General features: G+C 67.0%; 19 protein-coding genes and 2 riboswitches. Of the genes, 10 read left to right on the forward strand and 9 right to left on the reverse strand.

Features of this window, described 5'->3' with window-relative positions:
• Positions 1-181: 181 nt before the first annotated feature.
• Positions 182-2,740 (reverse strand): TonB-dependent receptor plug domain-containing protein, encoded by a 2,559-nt coding sequence (locus ARC23_RS10225; RefSeq protein WP_238985230.1) that lies wholly within the window; start codon positions 2,738-2,740, stop codon positions 182-184.
• 280 nt (positions 2,741-3,020) lie between these two features.
• Between ARC23_RS10225 and ARC23_RS10230 the strand changes: the two genes are divergently transcribed.
• Complete coding sequence (locus ARC23_RS10230) at positions 3,021-3,941, forward strand: bifunctional helix-turn-helix transcriptional regulator/GNAT family N-acetyltransferase (RefSeq protein WP_057497136.1); 921 nt, start codon at positions 3,021-3,023, stop codon at positions 3,939-3,941.
• Positions 3,942-4,040: 99 nt separating this feature from the next.
• Here ARC23_RS10230 and ARC23_RS10235 read toward each other — a convergent pair whose 3' ends face one another.
• The 4 genes from ARC23_RS10235 to ARC23_RS10250 form a co-directional block, all read right to left on the reverse strand.
• Entirely contained in the window at positions 4,041-4,607 is a 567-nt protein-coding gene (locus tag ARC23_RS10235) for a TlpA family protein disulfide reductase (protein WP_057497137.1), read from the reverse strand.
• Complete coding sequence (locus tag ARC23_RS10240) at positions 4,604-6,994, reverse strand: protein-disulfide reductase DsbD family protein (RefSeq protein WP_057497138.1); 2,391 nt, start codon at positions 6,992-6,994, stop codon at positions 4,604-4,606. The genes ARC23_RS10235 and ARC23_RS10240 overlap by 4 nt, the downstream gene beginning before the upstream one ends.
• Positions 6,991-7,329 (reverse strand): divalent-cation tolerance protein CutA, encoded by a 339-nt coding sequence (gene cutA / locus ARC23_RS10245; protein ID WP_057497139.1) that lies wholly within the window; start codon positions 7,327-7,329, stop codon positions 6,991-6,993. The genes ARC23_RS10240 and cutA overlap by 4 nt, the downstream gene beginning before the upstream one ends.
• Before the next feature lie 68 nt (positions 7,330-7,397).
• Positions 7,398-9,188: an endonuclease gene (locus ARC23_RS10250; RefSeq protein ID WP_057497140.1), complete on the reverse strand. Its 1,791-nt coding sequence runs from the start codon at positions 9,186-9,188 to the stop codon at positions 7,398-7,400.
• A gap of 351 nt (positions 9,189-9,539) precedes the next feature.
• Here ARC23_RS10250 and ARC23_RS10255 point away from each other — a divergent pair, with 351 nt between their 5' ends.
• The gene (locus tag ARC23_RS10255) at positions 9,540-9,827 is read left to right on the forward strand and encodes a co-chaperone GroES (RefSeq protein ID WP_006396661.1); all 288 of its coding nucleotides are present in this window, start codon (positions 9,540-9,542) and stop codon (positions 9,825-9,827) included.
• Between the two features lie 81 nt (positions 9,828-9,908).
• Positions 9,909-11,558 carry a chaperonin GroEL gene (gene groL, locus ARC23_RS10260; RefSeq protein WP_057497141.1) on the forward strand — a complete coding sequence of 550 codons (1,650 nt, stop codon included), beginning with the start codon at positions 9,909-9,911 and terminating at the stop codon, positions 11,556-11,558.
• Between the two features lie 75 nt (positions 11,559-11,633).
• On the opposite strand, the gene ARC23_RS10265 is transcribed toward groL, so the two are convergent.
• Positions 11,634-12,797: a serine hydrolase domain-containing protein gene (locus ARC23_RS10265; RefSeq protein WP_057497142.1), complete on the reverse strand. Its 1,164-nt coding sequence runs from the start codon at positions 12,795-12,797 to the stop codon at positions 11,634-11,636.
• Between the two features lie 166 nt (positions 12,798-12,963).
• Between ARC23_RS10265 and ARC23_RS10270 the strand changes: the two genes are divergently transcribed.
• The 5 genes from ARC23_RS10270 to ARC23_RS10290 all read left to right on the forward strand — a co-directional run bounded on the left by ARC23_RS10270 (position 12,964) and on the right by ARC23_RS10290 (position 16,331).
• Positions 12,964-13,464: a MarR family winged helix-turn-helix transcriptional regulator gene (locus ARC23_RS10270; protein WP_057497143.1), complete on the forward strand. Its 501-nt coding sequence runs from the start codon at positions 12,964-12,966 to the stop codon at positions 13,462-13,464.
• Positions 13,461-14,201 (forward strand): DNA alkylation repair protein, encoded by a 741-nt coding sequence (locus ARC23_RS10275; protein WP_057497144.1) that lies wholly within the window; start codon positions 13,461-13,463, stop codon positions 14,199-14,201. Before ARC23_RS10270 ends, ARC23_RS10275 begins: the two co-directional genes overlap by 4 nt.
• Before the next feature lie 54 nt (positions 14,202-14,255).
• Positions 14,256-14,594 carry a DUF6616 family protein gene (locus ARC23_RS10280; RefSeq protein WP_057497145.1) on the forward strand — a complete coding sequence of 113 codons (339 nt, stop codon included), beginning with the start codon at positions 14,256-14,258 and terminating at the stop codon, positions 14,592-14,594.
• Between the two features lie 110 nt (positions 14,595-14,704).
• Entirely contained in the window at positions 14,705-14,962 is a 258-nt protein-coding gene (locus ARC23_RS10285; RefSeq protein ID WP_057497146.1) for a hypothetical protein, read from the forward strand.
• Between the two features lie 295 nt (positions 14,963-15,257).
• Positions 15,258-16,331: a 3-deoxy-7-phosphoheptulonate synthase gene (locus ARC23_RS10290; RefSeq protein ID WP_057497147.1), complete on the forward strand. Its 1,074-nt coding sequence runs from the start codon at positions 15,258-15,260 to the stop codon at positions 16,329-16,331.
• Positions 16,332-16,382: 51 nt separating this feature from the next.
• On the opposite strand, the gene ARC23_RS21310 is transcribed toward ARC23_RS10290, so the two are convergent.
• Together ARC23_RS21310 and ARC23_RS10295 are read right to left on the reverse strand one after the other, a co-directional pair.
• Positions 16,383-16,505 (reverse strand): hypothetical protein, encoded by a 123-nt coding sequence (locus ARC23_RS21310; RefSeq protein ID WP_275044128.1) that lies wholly within the window; start codon positions 16,503-16,505, stop codon positions 16,383-16,385.
• Entirely contained in the window at positions 16,502-17,119 is a 618-nt protein-coding gene (locus ARC23_RS10295) for a trimeric intracellular cation channel family protein (protein ID WP_057497148.1), read from the reverse strand. Before ARC23_RS10295 ends, ARC23_RS21310 begins: the two co-directional genes overlap by 4 nt.
• An 84-nt stretch (positions 17,120-17,203) precedes the next feature.
• A riboswitch (glycine riboswitch) is annotated at positions 17,204-17,307 on the reverse strand.
• Positions 17,308-17,320: 13 nt separating this feature from the next.
• A riboswitch (glycine riboswitch) is annotated at positions 17,321-17,410 on the reverse strand.
• A 40-nt stretch (positions 17,411-17,450) separates the two neighbouring features.
• Here ARC23_RS10295 and ARC23_RS10300 point away from each other — a divergent pair.
• On the forward strand, positions 17,451-17,726 hold the full coding sequence (locus ARC23_RS10300) for a GIY-YIG nuclease family protein (RefSeq protein WP_057497149.1): 276 nt from the start codon (positions 17,451-17,453) through the stop codon (positions 17,724-17,726).
• Positions 17,727-17,870: 144 nt separating this feature from the next.
• Positions 17,871-18,302, forward strand: a complete 432-nt coding sequence (locus tag ARC23_RS10305; RefSeq protein WP_057497199.1) for a nuclear transport factor 2 family protein — start codon at positions 17,871-17,873, stop codon at positions 18,300-18,302.
• An 82-nt stretch (positions 18,303-18,384) separates the two neighbouring features.
• On the opposite strand, the gene ARC23_RS10310 is transcribed toward ARC23_RS10305, so the two are convergent.
• The gene (locus tag ARC23_RS10310) at positions 18,385-19,665 is read right to left on the reverse strand and encodes an NAD(P)/FAD-dependent oxidoreductase (RefSeq protein ID WP_057497150.1); all 1,281 of its coding nucleotides are present in this window, start codon (positions 19,663-19,665) and stop codon (positions 18,385-18,387) included.
• Between the last annotated feature and the right edge of the window lie 33 nt (positions 19,666-19,698).

Genomic DNA, 19,698 nt, shown 5'->3' on the forward strand with positions numbered 1-19,698 from the left:
GCCGCCCGCATCCTGCGCAACAGCAAATGAGAATTAGTCGCGGAATTCTCCGTGGCGCGTTGGCTGCGGTCAAGCCGTTGGGCAGAGGCCGGGCTGTGCCCGGCCTCTGCCCCCGTCGCGGTGTACTTGGACGCAGGGACGCAGCCTTCCCTGGCTGTCGTCCCGGGTCTTCACGCAGGGCTCAGAACTTCCAGCCTACCCGCGCGTAATAGAAGCCGCCGTTGAACCCGTAGGGCGAGTGCACGGGGTACTGCGCACCGGCCACCCCGCCCCAGGGGTTGCCGGCCGGCGTGCGGTCGAACAGGTTCTGCGCGCCAAGGCTGAAATACAGGCCCGAATCGAACTTCCAGCCCACCTCTGCATCCACGATCAGCGCGCTGCCGCCGTAGATCGGCAGGCCCCCGTCCTCGGCGGAGATCACGCCGCTGTCCAGATGGTCTTCGTACCAGCTGCTGTAGTAATTGAAGCGCAGGTTGGCATGGAAGATCTGCCGCTGGTGGTGGATGCTGAAGTAGCCCTTGGTCCTGGGCAGCGATTTCTCCAGCTTGTAGACGCGGGCTTCGTCGATGAAGTCGGTGTCGTAGCGATCCACCTTGGTGCGGTTCCAGTTGGCGGCAAGCGAGTAGGTGGTTACCCCGCCGAAATGATTGCTCTTGAAGCTGGTCACCAGATCCACGCCGGTCGTGGTGGTATCGAAGGCGTTGCCGAAGTAGGTCACCTGCGAAATGGAGGCGGCCTCCGGATTGCCGCCGGCCACCAGCGCCGCGCGCTCTTCCGGGGTGACCGCAAAGCTGGTGCTCAACGCGATGCGGTCTTCCACCTTGATCTGGTAGCCGTCCAGGGTGATCAGCCAGTCGCCCGCGGTCCACACCGCTCCCAGTGACACATTCCTGGACTCTTCCGGACTGAGCGGCTGGGCGCCCTTCAGTTGCGCGATCGGGTTGGTGGGCGGAAGCGTGGCAATGTCCTCCAGCGCGGTGCCGCCGAACACGGTGCTGATCTGGCTGACGTTGGCTTGGCCGGGAGTCGGTGCGCGGAAGCCGGTGTTGTAGGCACCGCGCAGGGCGAAGTGCTCGTTGAAGTCGAAACGCGCGGTGAACTTGCCGGTAGTGGTGCTGCCGAACGAATCGTAGTCCTCGTAGCGCAGCGCACCGGCCAGCAGCAGCTTGTCGGTGAGCTGGGCTTCCAGGTCGGCATAGGCCGCCCAGTTGCGGCGATCAAAGGTGCCGGCGGTGCGCGTGCTGAAACCATTGAAACCGTTGGAGCCAAGCGCGAAGCCCTGTTCGGTCAGCGGGCCGATGGCGGTGGATGGGCCATCACCGGGGCTGATCCTGAAGCTCTCCTCGCGCCATTCGGCGCCCATCGCCAGGCGCAGCGGCTGGCTGCTGAAGCTGGCCGGTATGTCCCGGCTTACGTCCACGTTGAGGTTCTTTTCGGTCTGGGTGTTACCGCCGGGTCGGAATCGCAACCCGGCCGGCTGGTCAGGCCCGAGCGACGCGTTGACGGTGTTGTAGATGGTGAACTCAATATCGTTGCGGCCCCAGGAGCCGCTTACGTCCCAGTACCACTGGCCCCACGTGCCCTTGGCGCCAGCGAACACCGAAGCGTCCTCCAGTTCGCCGCCGAAGCGTGGGGTGAAGCCACCGGGCAGACTGGAGAGGAAGGTGAAGCAGTTGGCCGGCAGCGCACCCACGGCGCCACTTACGGTGCTGTAGGGCAGCAGGTTGCCGGCGCCGTCGCGCAGGGCGATGGAAGGGCAGCTGCCCACGCCGGTCAGGTTGCCCACCAGCAGCGTCTCACCCCCATCATTGGAGTACACGCCCGAACGCGCGGTGGGGTCGCGGTAGTAGAACCCGCCGTCCACCTTGCGCTTGGCATAGTTGCCGAACAGGTAGAACTCCACGTTTTCGGTGTCGTAGCCGAGGTTGGCGACCAGCTTGAGGTCGTCGTCCACCTTCGGCGATCCCCAGATCTGCGCCGGGTCGTTCACCCCGGGGTAGCCGGCCGCCGCCACCGCGGCGGCATCATCGCGCTGCACGCTGCGCGAAGTGTCGTCGGCCTTGCGCCACTCAGCCGTCAGGGTGGCGAAGCCGTGCTCGGTCAGCGGAAGGCCGATCTGCGCCGAGTACTGGGTGGTAAGCCCGTCGCCCTTGTAGTACTGCCCGGCGAAGACCTCGGCAGTACCGCCTTCGCGCAGCTTCTTCAGGCCGAAGTTGAGCACGCCGGCGATGGCGTCCGATCCATACTGCGCGGCAGCACCGTCGCGCAGTACGTCGACCTGCTCCAGTGCCAGTGACGGGAACACCGAAAGGTCAGGGCCCTGCGCACCATCGGAGAGGCCATGGCCGAGGAAGGTGATCACCGCCGAGCGGTGGAAACGCTTGCCGTTGACCAGCAGCAGGGTGTTGTCCGGCGGCAGGCCACGCAGGTTGGCCGGACGCACCAGGCTGGCCGCATCGTCGATGGGAATCGTGCTGACGTTGAAGGAAGGTACCAGCACCTTGAGCTGGTCGAGGGCGTCGGTCGCGCCCTGGTTGCGGAACTCTTCACCGCTGATGATGTCGATCGGCACCGCCGACGACGACACCGTGCGCGGTTTGGTACGGCTGCCCAGCACCGAAACGGTATCCAGGGTGGTGGCCGCGTCGGGCGTCGTCGATGGGCTGCTGTCCTGCGCCCATGCAACGGGGCTGGTGGACAGCAGCGCGGTGGCGAGGGCCACCATTACTGCGGATGCCAAGGGCGTGATTGCGTCTGGAGCCCGAACACTTCTGCGAATTCCGTGTTTCATGCATGCACCCTGCAGTCGATTTGAGTGGTTTGTCGGTCAGTGGTTCATCCTGTTGGTTCTCCTTGCAGCCAGGGCCCTGGTCGCTAAACGTAGAATTAACAGAGCGTAAACCGTACCGCAACGAATCTTTCGATTTCAGGTGCAAAGTCGCGGAATGGATCGCAAAACAGCCTCATATGTCTGCTGAAAGCACGTAGTATGTGCTTCAGGCAACTATCAGGAATATCCCGTGTCTACGCTCATTGCCGATCCCGTTGCACGGGTCCGCGCCTTCAACCGCTTCTACACCCGCAGGATCGCGGTGCTTGAGGAGCGGTTGCTGCACAGCGACTTCACCCTCACCGAAGCGCGGGTGCTGTTCGAACTGGCGACGGGCCAGGGCATCACAGCTGCGCAGCTGGGCCAACGGCTGGACCTCAACGCGGGCTACCTCAGCCGGCTGTTGAGCGGGCTGCAGGCGCGCGGTCTGGTTCAACGCGAGCCATCGGTGATGGACGCGCGCGCGAACCGGCTGGTGTTGACCGAGGCGGGCCGCGCCGCCTTCGCACAGCTGGATGCAGCGTCCAGCGAAAGCATCGGTGCCATGCTGGGAGGCATCAGTGAAGCGGGATGCCAGCGCCTTCTGGAGGCGATGGGACACATCCAGGCACTGCTGGGAGGTGCATCGTCAGGTTGCGTGCTGCGCGATCCCCGCCCCGGCGACATGGGCTGGGTGATCCAGAAGCACGGCGCGCTGTATGCACGCGAATTCGGGTGGAACGCGGAGTTTGAAGCGCTGGTGGCCGACATCGTCACCCGCTACCTGCGCGCGCATGACCCGCAGACCGAGCGCTGCTGGATCGCCGAACTGGATGGCACCGCGGTGGGCTCGGTGTTCGTGGTCCGGCACGACGCGCACAATGCCAAGCTGCGGCTGCTGCACGTCGATGCCAGTGCGCGCAGGCGGGGCATCGGGCAGCGGCTGGTGGAGGAGGCGATGAGTTTCGCGCGTGCGGTGGGCTACAAGCGCATGGTGCTGTGGACCAATGCCGCGCTCACAGAAGCGCGCGGCCTGTACGAACGGGCCGGTTTCGAGTTGATAGCAGAGCAGAACGAACAGCTGTTCGGCCAGCCGCAGGTGTCCCAGCTGTGGGCGCGCCCGCTGGTCTGATGCGATCGGGCGCAGCGCATGCTGCCTGGACCTGCATGCTGCCGGCGCAGGATGTTCTCCAGCAGGTTGTTGAGTGGCACCTGCACCGCCGGCGAAGGCCTATGGGGCGGCCCATGCCTCGATCTCGCCAGGCGCGAACGGTCCCAGCTTCGCCTTCACCATGCGACCCTGGGCATCGAACAGTACGCTGTAGGGCAACAGGCCCTGGGCATTGCCCAGCTGCACGCTGGCGTCGCGGGGGCCCGGAGTCTCGATCACGATCGGGTAGTCCACCGGCACCCGATGCAGGAAGCGGCGCACGTCCTCCGGGGTGTCCAGGGCCAGACCCAGCACCTGCACCCCACCACCGCCCTGGGCGTGAGCGAAACGGGCCAGTTCAGGCATCTCCTCCACGCACGGCGCGCACCAGCTGGCCCAGACATTGACCAGCAACGGGCGACCGCTGAAGCGCTGCTGCAGGTCCAATGGCCGGCCGTCGAGGTCGGGCAGCGACAGAGCCGGCATCCGGTCTCCGGCGTGCAGCGGGGCTGGTGCGGGCACAGCCGCGGTTGCAGGCGCGACGGCAATCGGCGCAGCCGGGGCGGGGGCCAGCCGGTGCCCGGCCCACAGGCCCAGGCCGGCGGCCAGCACCGCTGTCCACAGCAGCGCTGGCCGTTGCCACTTCATCGTGCGGTGCGCAGCAGCGCTTCCTCCACCACCGCCTGGGTCAGCAGGGTCGGCAGCACGGTCGGCGGTGCGCCGGGGCCGTACACCACATACAGCGGCACACCCACCGCCTTGTGCTCTTCCAGGAACGTGGTGATCTGCGGATCGACATTGGTGTAGTCACCACGCATGTACACCGCGTTGGTGCGCTTGAGCAGTTCCTTGAACTCCGGTCGCGACAGCACCGCACGCTCGTTGGCCTTGCAACTGACGCACCAGTCGGCGGTCATGTTGACGAACACCACGCGATTGTCGGCGCGCAGGCGGTCCAGCAGTTGCGGGGAGTATTCGACCACGTTGTCGCTGGCCGCCTGCGCAGCCCGCGCCGGCGGTTCCAGCTGGGTCACGCTCCACGCCGGCACCAGGGCGCCGATCGCCAGCAGCACGCCCAGCAGGGTCACCGCGCGCGAACCGGTCCAGCGGTTGCGTTCGAACAGCCACAGGCCGAAGGCGAACAGCAGCAGGCCGCCCAGTACCAGCGCCATGCCGTCCACGCCGCGCTGCTTGCCCAGCACCCACAGCAGCCACAGCGCGGTGGCATACATCGGGAAGGCCAGCACATGCTTGAGCGTTTCCATCCACGGGCCCGGCTTGGGCAGGCGCCGCGCCAATGCGGGCACGAAGCCGACCAGCAGGAACGGCAGCGCCAGGCCCAGGCCGAGGAACAGGAACACCGTCATCGCCTTCAGGGGTGGGGCGATGAAGGCGTAGGCAATCGCGCCGCCCATGAACGGGCCGACGCAGGCACTACCGACCACGCAGGCCAGCGCCCCGGTGAAGAAATCGCCGGCGGGGCCGCTGCGGCTGGCCAGCGACTGGCCCAGGTTGCCGATGCCGCCGCCGAGGGTGAACACGCCGGACAGGCTCAGGCCCACCGCGAACATGATGTAGGCCAGCGCCGCCACCACGCCCGGGTGCTGCAGCTGGAAGCCGATGCCGACCGCGTTGCCGATCGCGCGCAGGCCGACCATCAGTGCGCCGATCACTGCGAAGGCGACCAGTACGCCCAGCGTGTACCAGAGCGCATGGCTGCGCGCACGCTGCGGGCTTTCGCCGCTCTGCGCCAGGCTCAGCACCTTCAGCGACAGGATCGGCAGCACGCACGGCATCAGGTTCAGCACCAGGCCACCGGCCAGCGCCAGCAGCAGCACCCACACGAACGAGCGGTCCGGATTCGGCGTGCTCGCAGGCGGGCGCGTGCGCAGTGCGTTGTCGCCGCGGGCATCGGCGGCGAACGCATTGCCGGCGGTGGCGCCTGCGGCGCCGGCGGCAAGCGGAGCGCCGGCATCGGTATTGGGTACGGTTGGCAGCAGGCGCAGCGGGGCGCCATCGGCGCCTTCGCGCGCCGCCCCGGTGGTGGCGGGCAGCGGGCTGATCACCTCGGTGCGTGGCGGTGCCTGGTCGGCGCGGGCGTTGATCTTTCCGGCCGGGATCGACAGCTTCACCCGCCGCGTCATCGGCGGATAGCAGATGCCATCGGTCTGGCAGCCCTGGAAGGTCACCACCAGGGTGCTGTCGACCGCCTCGGAAACCGTGCGGCGCAGCGGCAGCGGCACTTCCACCTGGTTGAAATACACCGAGACATCGCCGAAGTGCTCATCGCGATGCGACTGTGCGGCCGGCCAGCGTGGCTTGTCGGCCAGCACGCCGGCGCTGCCTTCCAGCTTCAGCGAGGTGCGGTCGCGATACAGGTAGTAGCCCGGGGCCGGACTGAAGCGCAGCAGCACGGTGTTGCCATCGCTGGCAATCGCATCGAAGCCGAACGCCTGTTCCGACGGCAGCGGCAGCGCCTGGCTGTTGCTGGCCGCACCCGGCAGGCGCAGGCCACCGCTGTTGCCGGCACCGGCCAGCGGGTTGTTGAACGGGCTGGCCGCAGCGGCACGCGCGGCCGGGGCCGCCGCCTGTGCACCACCGCCGGGCAGGGTGACCTGCACCACGCGCTTCTGCGGCGGGTAGCAGACACCGGCATCGGCGCAGCCCTGGTAACGCACTTCCAGGCTGAGGGTGCCGGCAGCCTCGGTTGGCGTGCCGGGCAGGGTGGCCTGCAGGCGCTCGCGATAGGTTTCGACTTCGCCGAAGAAGTCGTCGTGGTGCCTGTCGCCCTTGGGCATCTGCAGCGCGCCGGCGTTGAATGCCGGGTCGGCCTTGACGCTGGTGCGGTGGCGATACAGGTAATAGCCCGGCGCGATCTTGAACTGCAGTTGCACCTGGCCGCGCTCGGGGGCGGTGGCGGTCAGCGCAAACGCCTGGTCCACCGGCAGCAGGTCCTTCTCATCCAGCGCGAACGCCGGCAGCGAGAGCCACAACAGGGCGCACAAGGCGGCGCCACGCGCAAACAGAGTCTTCAAACAGTGTCCTCCCGGGTCTGTGCCCGGATCCAATCCAGATACGCCGGCAGGCCGGCCCGGGCTTCGACCGCGATGCACTCCGGGAGTTCATACGGATGCAGTTCGACGATCCGGGCGATTGCGTCATCGACGCGGCTCGCGGTGGTCTTCACCAGCAGCTGCAGCTCGGCGTCGGTGGTGACCTCGCCCTGCCAGCGGTAGGTCGACTGCGCCCCCTCGAGCCGGGTCACGCATGCGGCCAGGCGCTCGCCGACCAGCGCGTGCGCGATGCGCTCGGCACTGGCCCGGTCCGGGCAGGTGGTCAACAGCAGCAGCACGGGATCGACGGTCGACATGACCGTCGAGTATAGGGCCGCCGCCGGGCCAGGGCCCGGCGGCGGCGATGGACCGCTGCGTTGCGCGGTCAGTTGGCCAGTTGGCAGGTGGCCGGCTTGGCCGACGTGAACAGGCCGGGGGTCGCCCACTCGGGGTGGTCGATGAACGGGTTGCGGTTACCCTGGAAGCTGTAGATCACGTCATTGCGTGCACGCTCGGCATCGTCCGGCGGGTCGGACAGGTGCCAGTCGATCAGGGTCGACAGCAGGCCCATGTAGGCCGGCGAGCTGCTGGTCTTGACGATCTTGCTGCGGTCGTCGGTCAGCTCCAGGTCCGGCTCGGACTGGCCGGTGGCCGCGTCCTTGCCGCCCTCGTAGCGGATCGCCATGTACATCACCGCACGCGCCATGTCGCCCTTGCGCTTGCCCCACACCTCGAAGGTGCCGGTGTTGCCGTCCGGCGTGCGTACCCAGTTGGAATTGCCCGGGTAGCCGCCGCTGCCGCCGCCCTGGCCGTTGTTGGCCTCGGTGGCGCGCTCGCCGCAGCCGGCGTCGCACTTGGCAAACGGCTTGTTGCCACGATCGGCGTTCCACTGCGCGTCGGTCAGGTACAACATGTGGGTGTCGGTGTACGGCGCGTACGGCAGGCCCTTGTCACCGGTGGTGCTGGCAAAGCCCAGCGAGTTCGGCCAGGTGTGCTCGCGGTTGTACGTGAGGCCGCTGCCGGTGCCCGCACGATCACTGACCTTGGCGTAGCTGCGGTTGCGATAGGCATCGAGGATGCGGTTCGGGTTGTTCGGATCCTCGTCGGCGATTTCCAGGATGGTCCAGGTACTGGTGCCCGAGCCGCTGTACGGGTAGGCGGTGTGGCCCTTGATGGTGGCGTGCAGCGAGCAGCGCAGCTGGCTCGGGCTGGAGGTGTTCACCTTCGAGTAGTAGCCGGCCGGCACGCCCGGATTGCCCGGGTCGGGGTTGCCGCCGGTGCTGGCCACGGTGAAGGCGATGCGGCTGTCAGCGGCCGGGTGCGCGCCCTGCAGGTCGGTGATGCGCGCGGCGCGGATGTCGAAGCGGCAGGCTTCACCGGCCACCAGCGCGGTGTTGGTGGACAGCTTCACGCTGCGGCCGCTGGCCGGGAAGGTCAGCGGCACGCTGCCGGAGGTGCCGCAGCTCAGCGCGAAGGCACCACTGGCCAGGTTCACCGTCTCGCTGAACACCACTTCCAGATCGGCCGCGGCCGGGAAGGTGCTGCTGCCCTGCGCCGGGGTGGTGGTGGACACCGACGGCGGCGTGTTCGGACCCGGGGTGCCATCACCGCTGAAGGTCTGGCCGTTGTTGCAGCTGCCGAAGGTCTGCCTGGCCGATTCGGCCCAGGTGAAGTGGGCGTACTGGCTGCCGCTGCCGGTCAGCTGCAGCGAGGTCCCCGGCGCCGTGCTGTTGGTCTCGGCCACCGGAATGTTCTGGCTGGTCATGCCGGCGGCAGGGCCGCCGGAGGCGGTGATGGCGCCCTCGTAGCTGAGGAACTGGACCACCTTGCCGCTGGCATCGACCAGGGCGATGCCGTCGTTCGGGCCGTTTTGGAGGCCGTTGGTCGGGTAGCTGACCACGGCGATGCTGGCGCTGCCGCAGCCGGCGGCGCTGCCGGCCGGAACCGGGTTGTTGGCGTAGACCGTGGCGGCCGACGGATTGCTGCCGTTGTACAGGTACAGGCGGTAGCCGGACAGGTCCTCACCGGCGGTGGCCACGACCTCGATCGCTTCGCCGACGTCACCGGCGGCGGTGCTGTCGTCGTAGTGCAGTTCGTTGATGAAGACCTCGGCCTGGGCCGGCGCGGCGGCCAGCGCCAGCAGGCAGGCGGCGGCAAGCGGGGACAGCAATCGCATCGACAACTCCTTGTGATTGGGAATGCGCGGCCGAGCCTAAGGCCGATCCAGTGACACTTTGTCGTAAATGAACGTCAGATATCTGACAGTGGGACATCGGTCACCAAATGTCACCCGTTTCCCCCTTGGCTTGCCGCGCTTCACCCCTATACAGGCGTCCACGCAGGGAAGGAGGTTTCCGGGCCCGGAGAAAAATTTCGGGATCGGCCCTTGAAAGGCCTGTGGAGGTCTCCATCTCTGTCGTGCTCCCGACTTGTCGGGCTTTTTCACGCGCGTTGCTGGCACTCGCCTGGTGTGACTGCTAACATCGCCGGACTTTTTTAGACCAATCAATAACTTAAGAGGTCTCTTATGAGCATCAAGCCGCTGCACGACCGCGTTGTGGTCAAGCCGATCGAAGCCGACGAAATCTCCGCCGGTGGCATCGTCATTCCGGATTCGGCCAAGGAAAAGTCCACCAAGGGTGAAGTCGTGGCCGTCGGCCCGGGCAAGCCGCTGGACAACGGCAGCGTGCGCGCTCCGTCGCTGAAGGTCGGCGACAAGGTCATCTACGGCCAGTACGCCGGCAGCTCGTACAAGAGCGAAGGCGTCGAATACAAGGTCCTGCGCGAAGACGACGTGCTCGCCGTCATCGGCTGAGCTTCGGCGCGACCTGCTTTTCTGTAAGACATCCCCTTTCGTCGCCGGGCCCGGCCCGGTGCAAACATCGAGGTAATCGCAATGGCTGCCAAGGATATTCGTTTCGGTGAAGACGCCCGTTCGCGCATGGTGCGCGGCGTCAACGTTCTCGCCAATGCCGTCAAGGCCACCCTGGGCCCGAAGGGCCGCAACGTCGTGCTGGAAAAGAGCTTCGGCGCGCCGACCATCACCAAGGACGGCGTCTCCGTCGCCAAGGAAATCGAACTGGCTGACAAGTTCGAGAACATGGGCGCGCAGATGGTGAAGGAAGTTGCTTCGCGCACCAACGACGATGCCGGCGACGGCACCACCACCGCCACCGTGCTGGCCCAGGCCCTGATCCGCGAAGGCGCCAAGGCCGTGGCCGCCGGCATGAACCCGATGGACCTCAAGCGCGGCATCGACAAGGCCGTCGTGGCCGCCGTCACCGAGCTGAAGAACATCTCCAAGCCGACCGCCGACGACAAGGCGATCGCCCAGGTCGGCACCATCTCGGCCAACTCGGACGAGTCGATCGGCCAGATCATCGCCGACGCGATGAAGGAAGTCGGCAAGGAAGGCGTGATCACCGTTGAAGAAGGCTCGGGCCTGGACAACGAGCTGGACGTGGTCAAGGGCATGCAGTTCGACCGCGGCTACCTGTCCCCGTACTTCATCAACAACCAGCAGTCGCAGACCGCTGACCTGGATGACCCGTTCATCCTGCTGCACGACAAGAAGATCTCCAACGTCCGTGACCTGCTGCCGGTGCTGGAAGGCGTCGCCAAGGCCGGCAAGCCGCTGCTGATCGTGGCCGAAGAAGTCGAAGGCGAAGCGCTGGCTACCCTGGTGGTCAACACCATCCGTGGCATCGTCAAGGTCGTGGCCGTCAAGGCACCGGGCTTCGGCGACCGTCGCAAGGCGATGCTGGAAGACATGGCCGTGCTGACCGGCGGCACCGTGATCTCCGAAGAAGTGGGCCTGTCGCTGGAAAAGGCCACCATCAAGGACCTCGGCCGGGCCAAGAAGGTGCAGGTCTCCAAGGAAAACACCACCATCATCGATGGCGTCGGCGACAAGGCCAACGTTGATGCACGCGTGGCGCAGATCAAGACCCAGATCCAGGACACCTCCTCCGACTACGATCGCGAGAAGCTGCAGGAACGCGTGGCCAAGCTGGCCGGCGGCGTTGCCGTGATCAAGGTCGGCGCTTCGACCGAAATCGAAATGAAGGAAAAGAAGGATCGCGTCGACGACGCCCTGCACGCCACCCGTGCAGCGGTTGAAGAAGGCGTGGTCCCGGGCGGTGGCGTTGCCCTGGTCCGCGCGGTCACCGCGCTGGCCGGCCTGAAGGGCGCCAACGAAGACCAGAACCACGGCATCCAGATCGCCCTGCGCGCGATGGAAGCCCCGCTGCGCGAAATCGTGGCCAACGCCGGCGACGAGCCGTCGGTCATCATCAACAAGGTCAAGGAAGGCACCGGCAGCTTCGGCTACAACGCGGCCACCGGCGAGTTCGGCGACATGCTGCAGTTCGGCATCCTGGACCCGACCAAGGTGACCCGTTCGGCGCTGCAGAACGCAGCCTCGATCGCTGGCCTGATGATCACCACCGAAGCCATGGTTGCCGAAGCTCCGAAGAAGGACGAGCCGGCCATGGGCGGCGCCGGTGGCATGGGCGGCATGGGTGGCATGGGCGGCATGGACTTCTAAGTCCCCGCGTTACCGATGCAATGAAGAACCCCGCCGCAAGGCGGGGTTTTTTTGTGGGCGTGGCGGGCGATGCGGTCAACGCACGAACGGCTTCTTCGCCCCGTATTCCCATGCCCACGGCACGCCGGTTTCACCCAGCACGAAGCGCACCAGCGCCGGGAACGCCGCCTCGGCACGTACATCGTTGCCCAGGATCACCACGCAGCGCTGGCCCTTTTCGATGCACACCAGCGTATTGCCCACCGCATCATCATGGCCGCCCTTGTAGAAGCCGGCACCCTGCGGGCCCTGGAAGGTCACCACGCCCAGCCCCGCCGCCAGCTTCCGGTGCCGTTGTGCAGGCGGCAGCTCCGGCTGCAGGGTGGGGAACTGGCTGGCGGTGGTGATCGGCAGCTGAGGCCGCACCAGTTCCCGGCGCATCGATGCGGACAGCCCGTCGCCACGCACGTAGCCGGCGGCGAAGCGCGCCATGTCGTCGATGGTGGTATCCATCGAGCCGGCCGCGCGCACGCGGCTGCGCTCATCGTGCGGCTCAGCGGTACCTTCCGCCGTCCAGCCATCGGCCAGGTTGGCGGCGAAATCCTCGCGCCACATCATGCTGGTGCGGGTCATGCCGAAGCGGTCGAACACCCGCTGCTGCATCAACGCGCCTACATCCTCGCCCAGCCGCCCGCGTTCGATCACGAACTGCAGCAGGATCAGTCCTTCGCCGGAATACCCATAGCGACTGCCGGGATCGAAGTGGAACTTCAGCCGCCCATCGGGCTCCAGGAAGCCGAAGTTGGCAAAGCCACTGGAATGGTTGAGCAGCAGGCGCGGGGTAAGCTGGCGCCAGCGCGCATCGTCGGCCAGCACACGGTAGTCGGCGTACTTCTTCGGCTCCGGCGGGTAGTCCGGCAGGGGCTTGTCCAGCGCCGCAGCAATGCTGGCATCCAGCTCGATCTTCCGGTCCTGCGCCAGCTGTGCGACCAGATGGCCGAACGCCATCTTGGTCAGTGACGCGGCATACATCACGGTGTCGGTGCGCAGCGGCTCGCCTGCCGCATTGCGCTCGCCGTAGGCGGCCACGTGCACCACCCTGCCGCCATCGATCACCGCCAGCGCCATGCCGCGCGCGTGGGCGGCATGCATCAGACGCTGGGCTTCGGCGTCGATGCGGGCCGGCGTGGGTACCGGGGGCGGCGCGGCCAGCACGGCCAGCGGAAACAGCGTCAGCAACAACAGGGCAACACGGCGCATGCGTGGACCTCCTGGCGGGACGTGGCGCGATGCTACCGCAGCTTCGGCTGCGTCCAGCCCCTTGTGCCAGGAGCACGCCCTGCGTGGACCGGCGGCTGGCCCGGCCAGTCTTGCATTCTGTTCTGGTGTGAATATAATTAGGCGCCTAAACATAGTGGAAATCATGATGCTTGAGCCAAAGCATGGCGCTCTTCTAGACGAGGCCCGGCGGCGCGGCCACGCCAATGTCGCCCAGCTGCATCTGTGCTTCCAGTTGCTCTCGCTGTCCTCGACAATCGACGGCGACTGCGCCGCGCGGCTGGCACCGCACGGGCTCAGTGAAGGCCGCTTCATCGTGCTGTTCCTGCTGCACGGTGCCGGTGGCACGCTGCCGCCGCATGAGCTGGCCGAGCGCGCCGGCGTCACCCGCGCCACCATCAGCGGCCTGCTCGATGGCCTGCAGCGCGAAGGCCTGCTGCAGCGGCGCAGTGATGCCGAAGATGGCCGTCGCCTTCAGATCGTGTTGACTGCGCAGGGAAAGCGCCTGGCTGGGACGTTGTTCGAGCAGCACACGCAATGGATCGGTGGCCTGTTCGACGGGCTGGATGCCGGCGAACAGCAGCAGCTTTCGCAGCTGCTGCACAAGGTCTGGCAGTACACCGATGCGGGTCGAGGGCCGGCGGCGTGAGCACCGCGATCCCGGCTGAGCGCCTGGGTGCGCTCAACACCGGCAGCACCGCCGCCACCCATCTGGCCGAGTGCCTGGCAGTGGATTTCGGCGCACTGTTGCCCGCAGTGGTGCCCGAACTGCAGGTGGCCGCTGTGCAACGCATGCGCGATGCGGCGGGCAAGGGCATCACCCAGCGCATGGCGTTGGCCGCGGTGCTGTTGCGCGAAGCCGGGCAGGGCGATGCGGTGCACTGGCAATCGCACCCTTCCGACACCGTGCGTGGCTGGGCCTGCTACCTGATCGGCGGCGACAGCACCGCATCCCTTGCGGCCAAGCTGCAGGCGATGCATCCGCTGGCAGATGATCCGCACTTCGGCGTGCGCGAATGGGCGTGGTTGGCACTACGCGATGACATCGTGGCGGCGCCGCTGCAGGCGCTCGAATGCCTGAAACCGTGGACGCGGGCAAGCTCGCCCCGCATTCGGCGCTTCGCCTGCGAAGCACTGCGCCCGCGCGGTGTGTGGGCCACGCACATCGCGCTGTTCAAGCAGCACCCGGAGCATGCATCCGCGCTGCTGGAAGCACTGGCTGACGACCCGGAACGCTATGTGCAGGATTCGGTCGGCAACTGGCTCAATGATGCCGGCAAGACGCAGCCCCAGTGGCTGCGCGAGCTGTGCACGCGTTGGCAGCACGAGCGCCACAGCGACGCCAACGCCTACATCCGCAGGCGCGCACTGCGCTCGCTACGGTAGTGCCGGTTGCCGGCCGCCTCCCCTCAACTTCGTAAACCTCAAGGAAGAACCACCGTGTCGCACACCTTCATCGAGCTCTATTCCGCCACGCCTGCCTGGACCACACTCCCGCCCGAGCAGCGGAGCGCTTTCTTCGACCGCATCGGTGCCGGCATGCAGCAGTTCGATCCAGCCCGCATCACGCCGCTGGCGATGGGCCGCATTTCCATGGGCGTGCCGCACAGCAGCGATGATCAGTTCTATGCGGTCTGGCGCTGCGCGAGCCGCGAGGAGGTCGATGCGCTGGTGGCTGGCATTGCCGCTACCGGCTGGCATGAGTACTTCACCACCACCCATGCGACAGGCGCGATGGACAGCATGGCCCAGCATCTGGCCGACCTGGCCGCCTTGTAGCAGGCGGCAGATGCCGATGGATGCCGGTCCTAGGCATGGGTGGCACATGCGCCTGTCACCCGGACGCGGTAAACAGTGCATTGCCCCTGTCATCCGCACGGAAGTCGATCATGCAGAGCACGCTCCAGGTAACGCTGTACGGCCCGCTTGGCGACACCCCGGCACTGCAGCTGCCGGAGGTGAAAGGGCCGTCGGTGGCCATCCCCGAGTCCGTCCTGCGGCGGCTGGTGTCCGACCTCTACACCGCCCGTTCCCTGCTCAACCCGGAACAGCTGCAGGAAGCGCGGCAGGAACTGGGCCGCGTGCTGGAGCGTTGGGCCGACATCCATGAAGGCCTGCTGCTGGACGTGGAAGTACATGGCAGATGACCGACTTCGCGTGCCAGCTGCCGCAGGGATGGGCCGGGCGGGCCCCACGCTGAACCGCGTCCCCAGTTGCGGATGAAACATTTTGCACTGCGCAAAAGCTGTGCTATCAATAGATCCCATGAACGCAGCCCCCACCAGCTTTTACTGGTATTACTTTCCGAAGCCACTGGCGGAGGAAGGACTGCGCTCACCCTGAAGAAAGCTTCAGACGCATTCCCGAAAGCCGCCAGCGAACCTGGCGGCTTTTTTCATGCCGCCACGCTGGGGACCCCCAACGTTCCGGAGATCTCCTGCAATGCCCCCGCACACCGACGACCTGCGTATCCGCACCATCGAACCGCTGACACCGCCTGCCCAGCTGCTGGCGATGCTGCCGTGTGACGATGAAGCCTCCGACACTGTCAGCGCCTCGCGCGCGGCCCTGCACCAGATCCTGCACGGCCGTGACGACCGCTTGGCCGTGGTGGTGGGCCCGTGCTCGATCCATGACCCCAACGCCGCCATCGAGTACGCCCAGCGCCTGAAGCCGCTGCGCGATGCACTGGCCGGCGAGCTGGAAATCGTCATGCGCGTGTACTTCGAGAAGCCGCGCACCACGGTGGGCTGGAAGGGCCTGATCAACGACCCGGACCTGGATGGCAGCTTCAGGATCGACAAGGGCCTGCGCATTGCCCGTGGCCTGCTGCGCGACATCAACAAGCTCGGCCTGCCTGCCGGTGTCGAGTTCCTTGACGTGATCTCGCCGCAGTACATCGCCGACCTGGTGGCATGGGGCGCGATCGGCGCGCGTACCACCGAAAGCCAGGTGCATCGTGAGCTTGCCTCGGGGCTGTCGTGCCCGGTCGGCTTCAAGAATGGCACCGATGGCAACGTGAAGATTGCCGCTGACGCCGTGGGTGCTGCGTCCAATCCGCATCACTTCCTGTCGGTCACCAAGCAGGGCGGCACCGCCATTGTCTCGACCACCGGCAACCCGGATTGCCACGTGATCCTGCGCGGCGGCAAGCAGCCGAACTATGACGCAGGCAGCGTCGGCGAGGCCTGCCAGGTGCTGGCCAAGGCCAAGCTGCCAACCCGGCTGATGATCGATGCCAGCCACGCCAACAGCCTGAAGAATCCGGAAAACCAGCCGAAGGTGATCGACGACATTGCCGCTCAGCTGGAAGAGGGCGAACAGCGCATCGTCGGCGTGATGATCGAGAGCCATCTGGTCGGTGGCCGCCAGGAACTGGTGGAAGGCCAGCCGCTGGTCTACGGGCAGAGCATCACCGATGGCTGCATCGACTGGGACACCACCGTGAGGGTACTGGAGCGATTGGCTGCGGCTGTGCGCGCCCGTCGCGAAGTGAAGGTGTCCGAAGCCGCCTGAGCGCGGCACGTGTGTGGATGGCGACCAGCGCCTGCGGGGGTGCGGCCGCGATCAGGGCCGGTCGGAGTTGGAGACCGGCCCATCTGCACCGGCGATGCGCCTGGCGCTGCGCATGAGCGACAGCGCCAGGTCCATCGCCGGGGTGGTGTGGGCATCGCCGAATGCGAACGTCAATGCACTTCGTCGTGATAGACGAACTTCGGCATTTCCCAGCGGTAGTGGATCGCCAGCAGGCGCATCGCGAAGCCGCCGCCCAGGCAGCACAGGATCGCGGTGGCGTCGGCCACGCCCCAGTACAGCAGCAACAGGTAGGCCGCGCCGGTCAGCAGCGCGATGATCGCGTACAGCTCCTTCTGGAAGATCAGCGGAACCTCGTTGCAGAGGATGTCGCGCAGCACGCCGCCGAACGCACCGGTCAGCATGCCGGCAATCAGCACGATGGGCGTTGCATGGCCGGCCTCGCGCGCGATCGAGCAGCCGATCAGGGTGAAGGCGATCAGGCCCAGGCCATCGAGCACGAGGAAAGTGCGGCGGAAGTGGTGCATCCAGCGCGCCACCCACGTGGCGATCAGCGCGGCGCACACGGTGAAGCCCAGGTACTCCGGATGCTTCACCCAGCCCAGCGGGTAATGGCCGAGCAGGATGTCGCGCAGCGAGCCGCCGCCGAGGGCGGTGACGCAGGCGATCATGACCACGCCGAACAGGTCCATGCGGCGGCGGCCGGCGGACAGTGCGCCGGTCATGGCTTCGGCGGAAATGGCAATCAGGTAGATGATGGACAGCAGCATGGGACAGGCTCCGGGCGCGGTGGGGCCGGCCATGCGCGACGACCGCCACTGCCTGCGCAATGACGGGACGACGATGACCGGTGCCGCTCCCGCTGTCCTTTTGCCTGAGAGTTCAGCGGCATGGGCCGCGTGCCCCTTCGGCGGATCGTCCCGGGCGTGCCCGGTGACCTCTCTCCAGCTCGGCGAGTCGAATGCATGGTTGGTGGGATTCCAGCCCACCGGCCTGAGCGATCATGGGAGCCTGCGCCTTCGGCGGGCGCCAGCGCGGCGCCTCTCTCCTGCATTCGGGCGCCAGTATATCCGCTGCAGTGCAGCACGGCATAATCCGGCCATGGCCCCGTCCCTCCGCCCGTGGTTCCTGTACCTGCTCGAATGCCGCGATGGCAGCTACTACGCCGGCATCAGCACCGATGTGGACGCGCGTTTCGCCGCGCACCGGGCCGGGAAAGGGGCGCGCTACACCCGGGCCCGGCCACCGTTGCGCATCCTGGCCGTGCGCGAGTACCCGGACCGTGCTGCGGCCTCGCGGGCCGAGTGGCAGCTCAAGCAGCAGCCGCGCGAACGCAAGCTGGCCTGGCTGCAGGAACCGGATTCCGGCGTGCTGTAGCGCCGAGCCCACGCTCGGCTGCTGTTCCTGATGCCCGATACAGAAGCCGAGCATGGGCTCGGCGCTACAGTAGATCCACGCCATGCGTCGATGGGCGCTTGCGGCCATGCCATGATCGCCCAGCTCTCAGCGCTGGAGACCCTGATGTCCGCCCTTGCCCTGCTGTTCGCTCTTTCCGCAGCAACGAGCCCTGCCGCCGACCCGGCCACCCTCGCGGCCATCGAAGCCACCTGCCTCGACTACGACGACGGCCAGCTGGAGGCCGACCCGCAACGCGTCGCCCGCTCCCTGCATCCGGACCTGGCCAAGCGCGCGGTCCTCGGCGATACACCCGACGAACGCCTCGGCCTGCGCCGGATGTCGAAGGAAGAACTGGTCTCGTTGACGAAGCAGGGCGCGTTGAAGACCCCGAAGGATCAATGGGATCGCCGCTGCACGGTGCTGGACGTGACCGGCAACGCGGCCTCGGTGCGGCTGGAAACCCCGTGGTTCGTCGACTACTTCCACATGGGGCGCTTCGAGCAGCGCTGGGTCATCGTCAACGCGCTGTGGTACCCGAAACCGAAGGCGCCGTAGAGCCGAGCCCATGCTCGGCTTCTGCAATCCGCGCAAAGTGCAGCCGAGCATGGGCTCGGCTCTACAGGAGCATGCGCGGGCCCTAGCGCCTTGGCCGCCGGTCGTCGCGGTCATCACCGAAGATGATGCGCGCGCTGCGCTGGTAGCTCCAGTACGCCACCGCCCAGTTCAGCAGCACCACGATGCGGTTGCGGAAGCCGATCAGGAAGAACACATGCGCGGCCAGCCAGAACCACCACGCCAGCACGCCGGACAGCTGCAGGCGCCCCAGGTGCACGATCGCGGCCATGCGGCCGATGGTGGCCAGGTTGCCGTAGTCGGCGTACTTGAACGGCCCGGGCTCTGCCTTGCCGTGCAGGCGTGCGCGGATCACCTCGGCCACGTATTTGCCCATCTGCTTGGCAGCGGGTGCCACGCCGGGTACCGGCTTGCCGTTGGCCTGGTTCAGCGCGGCCAGATCGCCGGCCACGAACAATTCCGGGTGGTCGGGCAGGGTCAGGTCGGGTTGCACCTGCACGCGTCCGGCGCGGTCCAGCGGCACCTCCAGCGTGCGCGCCAGCGGTGAAGCGGCCACGCCAGCGGCCCACACCACCGTGCGTGCCGGCACGAACTGATCGCCGAGCTTGAAACCCTGGCTGTCGATGTCGCTCACCGGGGTACCGGTCAGCACTTCCACCCCCAGTTTTTCCAGCTGCCGGCGTGCCTTCAGCGAGAGCACTTCGGGGAACGAGGACAACACGCGCGGCCCGGCTTCGACCAGCCGCACCTTGGCACTGGCCGGGTCGATGTGGCGGAACTCGTTGCGCAGCGTGTGCCGTGCGATCTCGGCCAGGGTGCCGGCCAGTTCGACACCGGTGGGGCCGCCGCCGACGATGGCGAAACTCAGCCACGCGGCCTTCTTCTCCGGGTCCGGTTCGGCCTCGGCACGCTCGAACGCCAGCAGCAGCTTGCGGCGCAGCGCGATGGCATCGTCCAGCGTCTTCAGGCCGGGCGCATCATCGGCCCACTGGTCGTTGCCGAAATAGGCATGGGTGGCGCCGGTGGCCAGCAGCAGGCTGTCGTAGTCCAGCGTGCTGCCATCGGCCATGCGGATCTGCCGGGCCTGCTTGTCGATGGCCACCACTTCGCCCAGCCGCACTTCCACGTTGCGCTGGTGGCCGAGGATGTGGCGCAGCGGTGCGGCGATATCCGGCGCGGACAGGCCGGCGGTGGCCACCTGGTACAGCAGCGGCTGGAACAGGTGATGGTTGCGGCGGTCGACCAGGGTGATGCGTATGCGCTCGCGGGCCAGCGCACGGGTGGCCCATAGACCGGCAAAACCGCCGCCGACAACGACCAGGTGGGGAACGCGCTCACGACTCATCGACTCACTCCAGTGGGGGGGCATTGGGGGAAG

Source organism: Stenotrophomonas beteli (assembly GCF_001431665.1).
GTDB lineage: Bacteria > Pseudomonadota > Gammaproteobacteria > Xanthomonadales > Xanthomonadaceae > Stenotrophomonas > Stenotrophomonas beteli.